Annotated in this window: 16 protein-coding genes and 1 riboswitch; of the genes, 4 read left to right on the plus strand and 12 right to left on the minus strand. The window is 56.0% G+C overall.

Annotation, left to right across the window (positions count from 1 at the left end):
* Positions 1-27 precede the first annotated feature (27 nt).
* The 7 genes from GCWU000341_RS10785 to GCWU000341_RS10820 form a co-directional block, all read right to left on the minus strand.
* On the minus strand, positions 28-279 hold the full coding sequence (locus tag GCWU000341_RS10785) for a hypothetical protein (protein WP_009216046.1): 252 nt from the start codon (positions 277-279) through the stop codon (positions 28-30).
* Between the two features lie 49 nt (positions 280-328).
* A complete protein-coding gene (locus GCWU000341_RS10790; protein ID WP_009216047.1) occupies positions 329-700 on the minus strand; it encodes a hypothetical protein in 372 nt (123 codons plus the stop codon).
* Positions 684-1265, minus strand: coding sequence for a hypothetical protein (locus GCWU000341_RS10795; RefSeq protein WP_009216048.1), 582 nt, complete (start codon positions 1263-1265; stop codon positions 684-686). Before GCWU000341_RS10795 ends, GCWU000341_RS10790 begins: the two co-directional genes overlap by 17 nt.
* Before the next feature lie 12 nt (positions 1266-1277).
* Complete coding sequence (locus GCWU000341_RS10800; RefSeq protein ID WP_155812847.1) at positions 1278-2849, minus strand: hypothetical protein; 1572 nt, start codon at positions 2847-2849, stop codon at positions 1278-1280.
* A gap of 380 nt (positions 2850-3229) precedes the next feature.
* A complete protein-coding gene (locus GCWU000341_RS10810; protein WP_009216051.1) occupies positions 3230-3739 on the minus strand; it encodes a hypothetical protein in 510 nt (169 codons plus the stop codon).
* A 149-nt stretch (positions 3740-3888) separates the two neighbouring features.
* A complete protein-coding gene (locus GCWU000341_RS10815) occupies positions 3889-4371 on the minus strand; it encodes a hypothetical protein (RefSeq protein WP_040654217.1) in 483 nt (160 codons plus the stop codon).
* A gap of 12 nt (positions 4372-4383) precedes the next feature.
* Positions 4384-5742, minus strand: a complete 1359-nt coding sequence (locus tag GCWU000341_RS10820; RefSeq protein WP_009216053.1) for a contractile injection system protein, VgrG/Pvc8 family — start codon at positions 5740-5742, stop codon at positions 4384-4386.
* 109 nt (positions 5743-5851) lie between these two features.
* On the opposite strand from GCWU000341_RS10820, the gene GCWU000341_RS10825 reads away from it, so the two are divergent.
* Positions 5852-6034, plus strand: a complete 183-nt coding sequence (locus GCWU000341_RS10825) for a hypothetical protein (protein ID WP_009216055.1) — start codon at positions 5852-5854, stop codon at positions 6032-6034.
* A 474-nt stretch (positions 6035-6508) separates the two neighbouring features.
* On the opposite strand, the gene GCWU000341_RS10835 is transcribed toward GCWU000341_RS10825, so the two are convergent.
* The 4 genes from GCWU000341_RS10835 to GCWU000341_RS10850 form a co-directional block, all read right to left on the minus strand.
* Positions 6509-7009, minus strand: a complete 501-nt coding sequence (locus GCWU000341_RS10835; RefSeq protein WP_009216058.1) for a prolyl-tRNA synthetase associated domain-containing protein — start codon at positions 7007-7009, stop codon at positions 6509-6511.
* A gap of 184 nt (positions 7010-7193) precedes the next feature.
* Positions 7194-8207: a TIGR03943 family putative permease subunit gene (locus GCWU000341_RS10840; protein ID WP_009216059.1), complete on the minus strand. Its 1014-nt coding sequence runs from the start codon at positions 8205-8207 to the stop codon at positions 7194-7196.
* Between the two features lie 37 nt (positions 8208-8244).
* On the minus strand, positions 8245-9573 hold the full coding sequence (locus tag GCWU000341_RS10845; RefSeq protein WP_009216060.1) for a CobW family GTP-binding protein: 1329 nt from the start codon (positions 9571-9573) through the stop codon (positions 8245-8247).
* 107 nt (positions 9574-9680) lie between these two features.
* Positions 9681-10430 carry an HAD family hydrolase gene (locus GCWU000341_RS10850; RefSeq protein WP_009216061.1) on the minus strand — a complete coding sequence of 250 codons (750 nt, stop codon included), beginning with the start codon at positions 10428-10430 and terminating at the stop codon, positions 9681-9683.
* A gap of 616 nt (positions 10431-11046) precedes the next feature.
* On the opposite strand from GCWU000341_RS10850, the gene GCWU000341_RS13640 reads away from it, so the two are divergent.
* From GCWU000341_RS13640 to GCWU000341_RS10860, 3 genes are all read left to right on the plus strand, one after another.
* Complete coding sequence (locus tag GCWU000341_RS13640; RefSeq protein ID WP_155812851.1) at positions 11047-11229, plus strand: hypothetical protein; 183 nt, start codon at positions 11047-11049, stop codon at positions 11227-11229.
* Positions 11230-11365: 136 nt separating this feature from the next.
* Complete coding sequence (locus GCWU000341_RS10855; protein ID WP_040654222.1) at positions 11366-12064, plus strand: ribonuclease H family protein; 699 nt, start codon at positions 11366-11368, stop codon at positions 12062-12064.
* Positions 12065-12264: 200 nt separating this feature from the next.
* Positions 12265-12367, plus strand: a riboswitch (TPP riboswitch).
* 39 nt (positions 12368-12406) lie between these two features.
* Positions 12407-12937: an energy-coupled thiamine transporter ThiT gene (locus tag GCWU000341_RS10860; protein ID WP_009216064.1), complete on the plus strand. Its 531-nt coding sequence runs from the start codon at positions 12407-12409 to the stop codon at positions 12935-12937.
* A gap of 137 nt (positions 12938-13074) precedes the next feature.
* Here GCWU000341_RS10860 and GCWU000341_RS10865 read toward each other — a convergent pair whose 3' ends face one another.
* Positions 13075-14211 (minus strand): DUF4349 domain-containing protein, encoded by a 1137-nt coding sequence (locus GCWU000341_RS10865; protein ID WP_009216065.1) that lies wholly within the window; start codon positions 14209-14211, stop codon positions 13075-13077.
* Between the last annotated feature and the right edge of the window lie 131 nt (positions 14212-14342).

Genomic DNA, 14342 nt, shown 5'->3' on the forward strand with positions numbered 1-14342 from the left:
CACGGATTCGCCCTGTATTTTCCTGATTCAGGCTTCTCTGTTCCCTGTTTTCGGATTCTGCGTTTTTGCTTTCTTTTGAAGCTTCGGCTCCCCGGAAGGAAAGCCCTTTCTCCGTATGGATTGCTCCGCGCGGTAGGCCAAAAGCCCTTCCCGCGCCGGATTTCCCGCGCCGCTTCGCATCCCTTCTCCCGTAAAGTAAAGGCAATAGGCGCGGTAGGCCCCATAGGAGAGCTCCTCACAGCGGTACAGGTCCTCCTGAGCGCGGATCAGTTCCATCATCCTTTCTCCTTTCCCATATCCCGGCGGCCTTCCCCGCCCGCCGCCTTGGCTATCTTCTTCGCATCCTTCTTTTCTCAAAGTCATAGGAGGAGAGGCTCTGCATATTCCCGGAGGAGAGCGGGATGCTGCCGAGCATTCGAAGAAGGATTTTCCTTCGGATGCTCTCGTTCAGACTCCCCGCCTCTTCTGTCTTCGGAAGACACTCTCCTTCCTTACGAAGCTGCTCTCCTTCCCTCTTCGGAAGTTCCGGAATCGAAGAGAAGGCCCGCTTCCAAAGAATGTGAAGGGGCAGCTTCCTCCTAAAAGGCTGCCTGCTCTCCCCCTCTTCCTCTCTCAGCTTCTCTCCTTCTTCGGAGAGAAGCCGCAGAGCACCGCATTGGAAGGAAAGCTTCCCCTCCCGGATTTTAAGTCTCGTTCCCACAGATCTCCCCTCCCTCCAGACTTTCAAAAATCATAAGGGCTGCCCTCTCCCATTCCTCCCTCTCCCGGTAGGGACAGTTGAAGGAGGCATGCAGGAGCTGTCCTCCGGCGGAGAGGAGCGCGCCGAGGTGAAAGCAGTCCTCCTCCAGTCCGGGGCTTCTGAGCGCAAGCAGCGCCCCTCCCCCGGGAAGCGCTTCCCCGCTCCTCTCAAAGAGAAGCTCATATCCTCCATTCCATTTGAGGAGAAGCTCCCGCACCGCCGCCATCGCGAGAGCCGCATCCCCTCCCGCATCCCTCCCCAGACGGGAAAAGGCGAGGTTTGCCATCGTATCCCTGCTCATATAGATCTCCTCCGGTCTCGAAGACAAAAGATATCTCTCCCCGGAAAGCTCCTCCGGCATCCTGATAAAGCTCTCCGGCATGGCGATCCGAAACGCTCCGAGCAGGACTTTCTTTCTCTGAAAGCGGCAAAGCTCCCCCCGGATATAAAGCCCCTCTTCCAGATTCCCCAGTACATCTCTTCTTTTAAGCTGCCTGCGGAGAATGATTTCCTCATCATAATACATCGCGCTCTCCTATCAAAGCTTCTGAAAATCCACATCCCTTTCCGAGCGGATGCGGATTTCCTTCCCATAAACGAGAGCTCTTCGGCCCGCGCTGAGGTGAATCCCCTGCCCGCTCCTCCCGAAAAGGCCGGAATCCGCAAGGAGAAGACGGTCCTCGGAGAGAAGCTCTGTCCCTCCTCCCTTTAAAAGAAAATGCTGTCCGTTCTGCGTCCGAAGGCCGATCTCCCCCGCCCCATCGGCTCCCTCCGCATGGCAGCAGTCCAGCGCAAAGCATTTCTTCCGCTCATCCCTGTCCCCGAAGAAAAGCCGGACTCCGGCGCCGATCTCCGGCATGCAGTACATCACATTCCCGCTGATCGGCATCCAGGGATAGAGCTTCTCTCCTCCCCTTCCCGTGTCCTCCGGGAAGGAGAGAGCGAGGCTCTCCTCCTCCGCCCGAAGCACCTTTCCGCAAAGAGAGAGCCCGGCGATCCCTTCGTTAAAGCGTTCCCGAATTCTCATCCTCTCCGGGTACAGGCCATAGCGGAAGATCAGGCTCCCTCCTGAGAGCTCCGCCCGGACCTCTCCGATGAAGAAGCGTCCTCCCCGAAAGAAAAGGCGCTCCCCCAAGCGGGCACTCTCACGGGAGGAGAGGAAGAGGAAGGCAGGAGTCTGCCCCGGAAAATCTCCCCTCTCTTCCCAGGCTGCTCCTCCCAGGTCCGGGAAAAAGCATCCCTCCGGATCAATATCCCCTCCGGGGAAAAAGAGAGTCCGGGAGAAAGCATCCTCTCTCGGGGGAAAGAAAGTCCGAGAGAAAACATCCTCCTCCGGGGAAAAGAAAGGCCCGAGCCCGAAAAAGCCTGCTTCCGCGAGGGAAGAAAGCCCTCTTCCGGAGACAGCGCAGGCTTTGGAAAAGCCGTCCCCAAATCCACCCCGGAGGACAGCTTCCTCGAAGGCCCCGGCGGAAGCGGGGCGCTCCGGAAAGCGGAGTCCCTCCGAAAAGGACAAAGAAGAAGCGGATCTCGAAAGCTCCGAAGAGCCCGGCAAAAAAGAAAGCTCCCTCGCTTTCCCTTCTTCCCCGGCGGAAAAGATATGAAAGCGCGCCTTTCCGCCCCCATACTCCGGAAGGAGCAGCGCATCCCTTCGGGAAAACACTCTCTTTAAAAGCTCCCAGTCCGTCTCCCGGTACTGAAGAAGGATGCCCCGGATATCTCCCGCGGGAACACGGGGCGGAAGCTCCTCCTCCGGGAGAAGCTCTCTTAAAAGCTCCGAAAGAGGAAGCTCCCCCTCCTGAAAAAAGCGATTTTGAGGGAGGCAGTCTAATTCCCGGCTCAGGCTCAGGATAAGGACAGAAGCCGAGCGGCTCCCGGCCCGTTCGAAAATCCGGATTCCCCACAGGATTCCGGAGAAAAGCTTCTCCCCATTTTCCGAGGAAAAGAGCTCCGCCGGGCCTCCGGGAAGCTCCTCCACACCCCCGGAGGAGCCGGAAAGGATCCCCTCCGCCCGGAGAAAAGCATGCTCATTTGCCGATGCAAAAAGTGAAAGCTTCTCCGGAAGCATCGCTCCCTCTCCCAAAGAAAGTCTGAGTTCCCCCGCTGTGATCATACTCTTCCTCCCGATCTTATCCCTCCCCTTTCCGGGGCTTTTCTTCTCTCCTATCACTCTCCGCCCGAAGCTATTATCCCCAGGTATCCGCACTCCGAAAAGAGCAGCAATTCTGTGCCCGGGCTTCCTTGGATTCCGGTGAGCATGCCCTTTCCCATCCCACGGCTCCCGACCGAGCCGCATCTCCCATGCCCTGAAAAAGCTCTTCCCTTATTCCGGCGGGCCCGACCTTTCTTATCCCGCGGCTTCCGACCGATCTGCATCTCCCATGCCTCGAATGAGCCCTTCCCTTCTTCTGGTGAGAAACCCGCCCTTTCCCATTCCGCAGCTCCCAACCGCCCTGTATCTCCCATGACCCGGATAAGCCCTCCCCCCCCCACTCAGGCAAGCTCCAAAGCGCGGAGGGAGAAGCCGTCAACTCCGCGTTTTAAAAGGCTTTCCGCGAGATCCACGCGAATTACCACATGATCCGGGATGCGGAAAAGGGAGAGATCCGGAATTTTCTCCCTTATGAGGATCCCTTTTTCAAGCTCCCCGCCAAAGCGGCGGGAGCTTTTCTCCGAAAGGCAGGGAATTTCTTTCAGGATCGGAATGCAATACTCCCGTTTCTCCTCCTCTTTGAGAAAGAGCAGTCTCTTAGAGACCATACGCGGCTCATAGAGGCTCAAAACCCTTTGAAAGCGCTCTGAGATCAGAAAGAGCTCCCGCTCGTAGACATCAAGCTCCGGGAGTACTTCTCTCCCAAAGAAGCGGAAGCTCAGAAGCTCCGGAAGCTTCCCGGAGAAGCCGGGCCTTGCATATTCCGCGGGAAAGCGGGAGGAGAGCTCACGGATTCCCGGAAACATCCCTCCATATTGCCTCCCTCCGATCAGATAGTACCTTCCTCTCATACTCCCTGCCTCTCTCAGAAACTCTGTCTTTCTCTGCCCGCTCTCTTATCCCTCCCTCAGGAGCTCTCCCTCCCGGATGAAAAAAGCGCTTCCTCGGAATCTCCCGCAAAAGGATCCGGAGAGCTCTCCTCCGGGAAAGCCTCTCCCTCTTAGGAGAGAGACAGCTCTCCCGAAGAAAACAGCGGATCCACTCTCTCCATATAAATGCCAAAGCCGAAGAATACCCTCCTCCCCTCCGCGAGGAGCCGCTCCCCGAGCTCCGAACAGAGCTCCGAAAAAAAGCGCTCAAGCTCCGCTTCGTAGAGCTCTGCCCCTAAGAGGCGCCTCTTCTCCCGTTCCTCTCCGGAGGGAAAGGCGGAAAGATCCTCCTCTATCTGTTCTCGAAGCTCCGGAACTGGCAGAAAGGCTTCTTCCTCCGAGAGATCGAGATAGAGCTCCCGGTCGCAGGCCGTGACAAGGAGCCCATAGTCCCCGGAGAGATAGCTCGATCGAAGCGGGGAGAGAAGAAGAAATTCTGTCTCCGGCTTTTTCTCAAGCAGCAGGGAAACGATTTGAGAGAGCTCCGAAAGACGGCTCTCCCGTTTCCTTTCCATACGCTCTGAAAATTCTCTCCGCCTTTCTCGATCCCGCATATCCCCTCCCTCCTAGCTCATCAGTATCCTTCTTCCGTCCGCCCGGATCTCCTCCGAGAGCCGTATGCTCCCCTCCCGCTGCCGGATATAGATCTCTCCCGCCGCGCTCACACAGACATTCTCCGCCTCACTGCAAAGAGAGAGTTCCCCTCCGCTTTGAAGCGACAATCCCTTTTTGCTCCGGACCTCGATCCCATCCCGATCGGATAAGCTGATAAAATTCCCCCCGCGGTCTCTGAGGAGAATCCCTCCGGGATAGAGCCGGAGCTCGTGCCCGTTCCGGTCCCTCAGAAACTTTTGCTCCGGCCTGTCCCTGCCTCCGGCTGTTCCGAGATGCACGGCGCTTGCGGCGTAGGCCTTTCTCTCGTCCGCATCGGGAAAGCGCAGCATCACCCGGTCCCCGGGCTCCGGCATGCCATACCATCCGCTCCCGTCCCTTCCGGAATAGACCGTCGCATAGGGAAAATACGCCGCCGGGCGAAGACCGGACTCATCTCCATCGATCGAAAGCCGCACTGTGACACCGGAGACCTCAGAGACCTCAGCGAAAAGAAGGACGCCGGAGAGACGCCTGTTTTCGCGCCGGGACGCCTTCAGATCCCCTGTCCTCACAAGGAGGCTCTCCTGCATGCTCTCTCCCTTCTCCAGGCGAAGAGAGGTCTGAAAAACCGTGTAGCTCTCTCCCCCCAGGCGAAGTTTCTGTCCGGGCTTATAGCGCTTCCTCCCCCTGCAGTGCAGGAGACGTACCGCCCCCGTAAAGCCCGCGCACTCTTGAAGCGCCGATACAGAAAGAAGCTCCTTCTCCGATATCTCCTCCTCGCTCTCCCCTCTTTCGGGAATGCCGAAAAAGAAATGACAGCCCCCGCTCGCCGGATCCGGGCAAAGCCAGCTTCCAAGCTCCGAGGCAAGACGCGAGAGAAAGGCCCAGTCGCTCTCCCTGTACTGAACATAGAGTCTGGAAATCGGGCGCTCCGCCGAGGAAGGCATGATGACATCCGCCCCGGAATAATCCCGGACCAGACGGGAGACAAGCTCACGAAAGCGAAGAGCGGGATCTTGAAAAACGCGGAGATGCTCTCTTTGATCCATCAAAACGGTGGCGCTCGAAAGCTCCCAGAAGAGCTCATGCACGGCGGCGCGGCTTTGAACCCGGACCGCGCTCACTACTCCCTGAAAGAAAAGCTGATCTCCCTCCTCCGAATGCTCCATAATCCTCTCAGACTGTCCCGTACTGCCAAGACAGCGCTGCTTCTCGGACTCCGGGATCAAGGCGCGAAGATAAAAGCGGCTGTGTTCCCCGATTCCCTGAAAAAGTGCGTAATCTAAAACCTCAAGAAAGGAGTATTCCTCCGAAAAGATAAAACTGTTCATAGAAGCCTCCGAAAAACAGGTAGAAAAAATAGTGGAAGGAATAAAGAAAAAGCAGGAAATTCCCGGATGAAGAAAGAGAGCCGCCGTCCGAGAACATAGCGGAAGGATCATGGCAGACGAGAAAAGCCGCATGGAAATGGATCTATGGATGCCCTTTGATCCCGCACTGTCGCAGAAAGGAAAACTGCCGAAGAAAAACGGCGTGGGAACTGGCAGGAAAATCAAAAGCCGTCCGCATTTTTCAGAAGTTGGAAGATTGAAAGATCAAAAAATCGGAAAATGGAAAGGCTGAGAAATGGAAAGCCCGGAGGATCGGAAAATGGGAATGCTGAATATCAGAATCAGAATACTGTCGGTTTTCATGCCGTCGCTTTTTGCCAGGTGGCGTTTCAGCCGCCTGAAAGCGGGCTCTCCTTTACCGGAACGGGCTCAGATAGAATAAAGCGAATTCAGAAAGAATAAAAACCCGAGCAAAATGGAACTCGCTGCCCTGCGGCATCCGACTTTAAGAAAAGTATAGCATATAGAACGTTTTCCCTCAATCCTCCAGCGCCTGTTTCCGGACTTTCTGCCTTTTGCCGGAGAAAAGAGGGGAATTCTATGGGATTCCCACAATTAGTTTTCCGGGAGAGTTTCTTTCTTTCCTCCCCCGAAGAAATAAGCGGGATTCCTCCCCTCCATCCTCAGAAAAGAAAGAGCGCCCGCATCCCCGTTTCAGGAGTGCGGGCAGAGAAAAACGTCCCAAGGCTATTAAAGTGTCTCAAGATTATTTTGGAAGCTTCACGAAATCGACTTCATTTCCCTGGTTCTCGATGAAGCGCCGGAGATCCCGGAAGGAGAGCCAGATTGTCGCGGTATTCTCATTCGGATGGATCCCGATCTCCTTTCTGGTTCTGAGGTCCTGATCGAAGACGACGATCACCTCATGCTCCTCATCATTTAAAATTCCAAGCGGAGAGACCGAGCCCTGCGAGACGCCGAGGTACTTTTCCAGACGCTCCGGAGAGGCGAAGCTCAGCCTCGAAGAGCCGATCTGATCCGCGACGTCTGTAAGATCCACCTTCTTCTCCTCCAGGGCCACAATCAGGAAATGGTTCTTTCCCTTCTGATCCCGAACGAAGAGGTTCTTGCACACATTCCCCCTCGCCGTGATGCCGGCCGCGTCCATCTCCTCCATCGTACAGACCACCGGATGCTCCAGCTTATCATAGCGGATCCCGGCCGCGTCCAGCGCCGCGAGCGTCCTCTCCTTCGCATTCTCCATCATAGTCTTCTCTCCTTTCCGCTCCGAAGGAAACGGCGCTCCTTCCTGCCGCCCCGCCGAAAAATCCGGAGCAATCGGCCTTTCCTGCCTGGCAAACTTCCGCTGCGGGGATCCCTTCCCGGAGAAACGCTCTGCCGCCGATCCAAAGCTCTCCCTCTGACCATGCTTTTACCGCAGCCTCTCCTTCCTAAAAGCTGACCGGCTCTTTGATTTCCCCGGTTCTTGCGATGCCTTCGAGATAGAGCACAGGTCCGATCCCCCGATACTCCTCCCTCTCCTCCAGCTTCACACGGGCACTCAGCTTCACCCAGTCCCGGGTATGAAAGGGAGCCAGCTCCTTCGGGTCCCCCTTGCAGACAAAGCCGAGGAAGCTCATATCGGCCGCGCAGCAGGTCATCGCCATTCGGCCCGGAATGAACTCATTCTCAGGCATTCCCCTCCGCTTCAGCACCATCGCGGCAAAGGACAGCTTCTTATTGAGGTAGCGCTCCGGATTGTCCATACAGTCGAGGAACCAGGTTCCATAGTCCTCTGCCTTGATGTCGATCCGCTCCGCATTGAGATCATAGGGAAGCTCCTCGGGAAGCGCGGACTGCGGGATCTCCCCCTCCTTGTCCTCCATGACGATCATCGCGTTCTGCCCCATCGCACGGATCTTTCTCCGATAATCGACCAGCTTTTCGTTTGAGATATTGTCACAGCGATTTACTACCGCAAGCTCCGCATTCCGAAGCATCTGTCCGAGGTAGGACTTCATATTTCCGAGGTAGAGCTCCAGCGTGGAGCCGTCTATGATCGTGATGATCTGATAAATCTCCCAGTTCTCCGGCAGGGAGAGCTCATAGTCCGGCGCCCTGCCCTGCTTTTCGGAGAGAACCCGCTCGCTCATCGGCCCGCCGCAAAGATCATCCTGATTCCAGATGCCATTCCACTCAATGATGACCCGCTCCGGGCGGTATTTTTCGGTAAGCGCCGAGAGATACTCTCGATTGAAGTCCCGGATCTCCTCCATGCGGAGCGCCGTCGTGCGGTACTGTTCGAGAAAAGCCGGCTCATACTCCGACTCTCCCTCCTCGCAGAGCAGAAGGAGGGTCCTCCCCTCCGTCTGGAAATATTCCTGCTCCATCGTAAATTTGATAAATTCGGTTTTTCCCGCTTCCAGAAAGCCATTGATGAGAAAAACAGGAATCTTGTCCGCCATTTCCCCTCCTTCTCCGCTTTTTCCCGGCAGTAAAAGCTCAATGCGCTGATCCCGCCTCCCGGAAGCTCTTCTCCAGGAGCTCCTCCTTCAGCTTCTCTCCGATCACAACGACCTTTCCGGTATACTCCGGCGCGCCCTCCCGGATCTCTGTCTGACCCGGCACGAGATCAAAGTAGAGCCAGCTGCCGTCCGGAGCGGGGAGCATGCCCTTCGCCCGGATGACATTGCCGAACTTCTCGCTCTCCGCCATATCCGAAAGCAGCGCCTCAAGCCAGGCTCTGTCGTAGGCCTTCGCGGTCTCGAGCCCCCAACTTGTGAAGATCTCATCGGCATCGTGCTCTTCCCCGTGATGGTGATGATGATGGCGGTGGACCCGCAGCCCATCCTCACTGCCCTGTCCACTCTCCGCCTCCTCCTCGTGATGATGGTGATGATGAGCGCAGCATTCGCCTTCATGATGGGAATGCCCCTCTTCGCATGCCTCGGAGTCCTCTCCATGATGATGGTGATGGCCGCAGCATTCGCCTTCATGGCGGGAATGTCCCTCTTCGCATGCCTCGGAGTCCTCTCCATGATGGTGGTGATGGCCGCAGCATTCGCCTTCATGATGGGAATGTCCCTCTTCGCATGCCTCGGAGTCCTCTCCATGATGATGGTGATGGCAGTGAGCATGTCCCTCACGGTGATCATGCTCCTCCTCTTCCCTATGCCGCTCCTCGTGCTCCCGCACTCTCTCCATCGCCTCTCGAAGAAGCTCCTCCTCCATATCATCCGGCTTTGAGATAAGCTCCATCAGCCTTCCGCCGTCCAGCTTGTCCAGCGGCGTAGTGACGAGCACTGCCTTCGGATTCCGCTCTCTCACGATTTCCACCGCTTCCTGAATCTTATCCTCCGGCGCGATATCCGTCCTCGAGAGTACAACTGCCGCGGCATAGCGAATCTGATTGTCAAAAAACTCGCCGAAATTCTTCGAATAGAGCTTTGCCTTCTTCGCGTCCACGATCGTCACCGCTGCATGAAGCTCCACCTCCATGTTTTTAGAGGCGGACTTTACCGCTCCGATGATATCAGAGAGCTTTCCCACTCCGGAGGGCTCAATAATGATCCGATCCGGCTTGAATTTCTCCGCTACCTCCCGGAGAGAGCTCTCAAAATCCCCGACCAGAGAACAGCAAATGCAGCCCTGATTCATCTCCCGGATCTCAATCCCGGAATCCTTGAGGAAGCCGCCGTCGATGCCGATCTCGCCAAACTCATTTTCGATGAGCACGACCTTCTCTCCCTTCAGCGCCTCCGACAGAAGCTTCCGGATAAAGCTCGTCTTTCCGGCCCCCAAAAAGCCGGAGATAATATCTATTTTTGTCATGATACCTCCTAAAATCCCGCCGCCCGGAGGCGGACAGTCTTGCTTTTAGCACTCATTTTCCTTAACTGCTGATTATAGGCTCGCCGCAGCGCCTTGTCAAGAAAGCATCAGCCCCGGAGCGTCTCCACCGCGTCCGGAAGCGCCTCGGCATTCTCAATGCAAATGTCTGCGCCGTAGTCCAGGAGCTCCTCCCGGCCTCGAAAGCCGTAGACGCAGCCGATCCCCGGAATTCCCGCTCTTTTCGCGGTCTCCATATCGGTCTTCGTGTCTCCGACAAATACCGCCTCCGACAGCAAAACGCCGAGATGCTCACAGCAATCCCGGACAAGCGCACTGTCCGGCTTCAGAGGATGCGTCCCATCATCTGCGGAAAGATAGTCAAAATAATTCTCTCCGAAGACATGATCCAGCACCTTTCCCGCCTCGCGAAGCGATTTATTCGTCACACAGGCAAGTTTTATCCCCTCCCCCCTCAAAATCCCGAGGCTCTCCTTCATGCCGGGATAGGCCTCCGCCCGGTAGAGGCAGTTATTCTGAAAGACAGAGATGTAATACTCGCAGACCTCATCATAGAGACCCATGATTTCATCCGCCTTCTGATCAAAGGAAAGCGCCTTATCCGGGTCCCTGTCCTCCCATTTCTCCGCCTCCTGATAATAAAAGGAAGCCGTCTTTTTTATCGCCCTCTCCACGAAAAGATGATAGCCGTTTCCCACGGCCTTCTTCGTCTCCGCTTCTGTGAGCTCCTGAAGACCAAAATGCTTCATTGCTTTATTGATGCTGTCCTGCAGGCTGTAGATGGTATTGACCAGAGTACCGTCCAGATCAAATAAAAGCGCTTTGATTTCCCTTCCCATTCCCTCTTTTTCCTCTTTCCTCTATATTCCCCGCCGCCTTTTCTCTCCGGCCGCTCAGAAAAGCAGCTTCCGAATGCCTGTCATCGTCACAGAAATGCCGCGGCCATGGCAAAACAGCGCAGAAGCTATAAGCCCCACGCAGTGCCTACAGTATAGTTCAGAGCAAAGGCTCTGTCCAGCAAAGCAAACAATACGAAGAAATACAAGCCACTCCTGCTCGAAAGTAAAGCGTGGTATAATGATTCCAGTGCCGAAAGTCGGCATCCACGACGTGCTTGCACGGGAGTGGATGCAGGACTTTATGGCACGCCCCCTTCATGAGCATGAAGCGATGCGAAGCGGCGCGGGAATGCGAATGAAGGCAGCATGGCGCGAGCTGCACCGCAGCGAAGCCATGCGGGAATCATTACAATACCACGGCGGAGGGCGGTGCTTGCACGGGAGTGGATGCAGGACTTTATGGCACGCCCCCTTCATGAGCATGCAGCGATGCGAAGCAGCGCGGGAATGCGAATGAAGGCAGCATGGCGCAAGCTGCACCGCAGCGAAGCCATGCGGGAATCATTACATACCGCAGCGGAGGGCAGTGCTTGCACGGGAGTGGATGCAGGACTTTATGAATGAGAAAACATTGCCGCCTTTTGCTGTCTTTTCTGCCTTTTCTGCCGCCTTTTCTGCCGCCTTTTCTGCCGCCTTTTCTGCCGCCTTTTCTGCCGAATGGCCGCTCCAACGCAGGACGCTCTCGCTTCGACTGCCGCGGCCAGCGGCGCGTAAGCGATTTAAAAACCCAAATCGCTAAGCGCCGGGGCGGCAGACGCCCTGCTTATGGATCGACCATTCGGCAGGGCGGCAGCTCTCCTTGGCGAAAACCGGCAAATCAGCAATGCGGGAATGTGAATGAAGGGCAGAATGACAGGAAGCAGGAGAAGGTCTTTATGAAATGGTACTACGCGGTACAAAAAGGAAAGAAGCCGGGGATCTACAGCGACTGGGCATCCTGCTCGCAGGCAGTAGAGGCTGTGAGCGGCGCGGTATATAAAAAGTTCAGGACAAGGGAGGAGGCGGAACGCTTCCTCCTCTCGGACGGCTATGAGAAGAAATCCGGGGCTCCGGCTCCTTCCTCTTCCCGGAAAGTGCCGTCCCCCGGGAAGAAGAAAACTCCTTCCCTCACTCCCAGTGCGGAGGAGGTGAAGGCGGAATTTTCCGGGATAGACTCTTCGGCCATCGCCTATGTGGACGGAAGCTATAACGCGCTTTCCGGAGTCTATGCCTACGGCGCGATCCTGCTGGAGCGAAGCGGAGAGCTTTCGTATTTTCAGGGAAGCGGCAGTGATCCGGAGCTCGCTGTGATGCGGAATGTCTCCGGAGAGATCCTCGGCTCCATGCGGGCCGTCCTCGAGGGAATTCGGCACGGCCTCTCCTCTCTCACGATTTTTTATGACTATATGGGGATTGAGGCCTGGGCGGACGGTCAATGGAAATGCAATAAGAAGGGGACTATAGCTTATCGGGATTTCATAAAAGAAAAACGGAAGGAGATTGCAATCTCCTTCCGAAAGGTCCCGGCCCACAGCGGCGTCCTCTTTAACGAGCTGGCGGACCGCATCGCAAAGGAAGCCGCCGGCATCCAGTAAAGCCCCTTACAGGCTTTGCCTGATAAGAGCATTAAGGTTTTGCCTGATAAAAAAGTCAACAGCGCCGCCATAGCCATAAACACGCTGCTCCGCTTTGCCGGAGCTCCCGCTGTGCCGACACAGTGCCGACAGGGACTTATGCAGAGAGGATCTGTCATAAACTTTTGACAGATCCTCTCTCTTTTCCTATAATATCCCTGTATTGTTGCTGGGGGCGCTGTATGCTGAGAGGATTCGAGCTTCGAATCGACCCTTATACCTGATCCGGGTAATGCCGGCGTAGGGAAGCAGTTTTTTTCGTGCCCCTCCTGACGCAAATCGCGTTGAAAAGGAGGTTTTTTCATGTCAAAGGATATCAAAAAGCTGGTCTACTGCGCGCTGTGTATCGCGCTCGCCACCGTGATGAGCCAGATCCGGCTCTTCAGTATGCCCATGGGGGGCTCTATCACTCCAGCCTCCATGCTCTTCGCCGCTCTCCCGGGCTTTTTCTTCGGCCCCTTCTACGGCATCTCCTCCGCCGTCGCCTACGGACTTCTCCACTTCATCCTAAAGCCTGAGATCTACAGCCCGGCGCAGGTCGCCGTGGATTACCTCTTCGCCTTCGGCGCACTCGGCTTCTCCGGCTTCTTCTCGAAGAAAAAGCATGCCCTCCTCCTGGGCTACTCTGCGGCTGCGCTGGGCCGCTTCGTCTTCGCCTTTCTCTCCGGCTATCTCTTCTTCGGAAGCTATGCCCCGGAGGGTGTCGCCCCCATCCTCTACTCCGCAGAGTACAATATTTCCTATATCGGGACCGAATTTATCCTGACCCTGCTGCTGCTCGCAGTCCCCGCAGTGCAAAAGGCGATCTACCAGGTAAAAGAGAGCGCGGGATAGGGCTCTGCGCGAGGTCCCGCTGCTTTTCTTCACTCCGCATATGTCCTCTCGGAGGATCACATTGTCTTTGGCTGCGGCGGCAAAAGGCAGCGGGACTTTTGGGTAGGGAAGCGGCGGGAGCTTTGACTCCGAAATCCCTATTTTCCATCCCCGACTTTCTTTTCCTCTCCCGGAATTTCTCCGGGCTTCTTCTCTCCGGACTCTATTTTTTTCGACTGCTCAGGAGGAATTCCGGACTTCATCCTGCCGCTTTGATCCGGGGAGGCCGCTTTCCTCTTTCCTGCTCTCCGCCGGATCCTCTTCACCATAAAGAGAAGCAGCAGGATTAAGAGTACGAGAAAGAGGAGCTGCGGCAGCAAAATGAGGAAGCCCAGGAGCAGCTCTACACCATTTTCCCGGATATTGTCCAGATTTTCCAAAAGGCCTGTGCGAAGGCGGACAGAGAAGCTGTCTTTTTGACTGCTGCTCGGGATGCTCCGCTCCGAGACATAGATCTCGACGGTGGAATACTGAACCTGATTGTCATAGAGCCGGAGGCTGGAGCTCATGGAATCCAGCTGATAGCGGATATCGGAGAGTCTTTGCTCCAGGCTGATAATGGCATCCATGGACTCCGCCTTTGCGACAAGCTCTAAAAGCCTCTCCTGCTCGACCTCGAGCGCTCTTTTCTTCGCCTCAATATCGTGATATTCCAGCGTGATATCCCTCGCGCTCTCACTCTTTCTGAGAAGCTTCGCCTCCCCCTCCGAAAAGGCGAGGAAAGTGTCGAGCTTCTCCGTCGGGATCCGAATCGTGAGGGAAGCCGTCCCTCTTTTCGAAAAGCGGTCCTCCTCCCCGATATCCTCTCTCTCGACATATCCCGAGAGCTCCGCTGCCTTATTCCGGAGCTTGTCTGTAAAGGATATAAGATCACTGCTCTCGAAGCTAAGACTCACATCCCGGATAAGCTTCCGCCCCTCCGAGATCCTGTCCGGATCGGCGGCGGGAAGCTCTGTCCTCTCTCCCTCCGAGGACGCCCCTGTCTCTTCCGCGAGAATCTTCTCTGAAGCGGCAGATCCCATCCCTCCCGCGGAGCTGTCTCCCGCTGCTGCCTCCTTCCGAAGGCCGCTTCCCTCGGCTGAGGAGCTGATTACGTCATAGCTCGAATCCGAAGAGCGCCGGGCTCTCGAAACATGCCCGCAGGCGCTCAGACTGAGGAGAAGAAGTGCCATAAAAAGCAAAAGCCCCTTCCTCCTTCTTCTCATTTTTCGAAATGCATTTCTCTCTTTCTTCATAAGCTCCTCCCTTTTTCCGCTGATCCGGAAAGCATGCTCTGCCGGAAAGCTTCCGGCGCAAATTTCTCTTCTTCTCTATATCACCGGAAAAGGGGCGCCCGGGTCACATCTGAAAAATTCGCTCACAGACC

The sequence above is a fragment of the Oribacterium sp. oral taxon 078 str. F0262 genome, from assembly GCF_000160135.1.
In the GTDB taxonomy this organism is placed as follows: Bacteria; Bacillota; Clostridia; order Lachnospirales; family Lachnospiraceae; genus Oribacterium.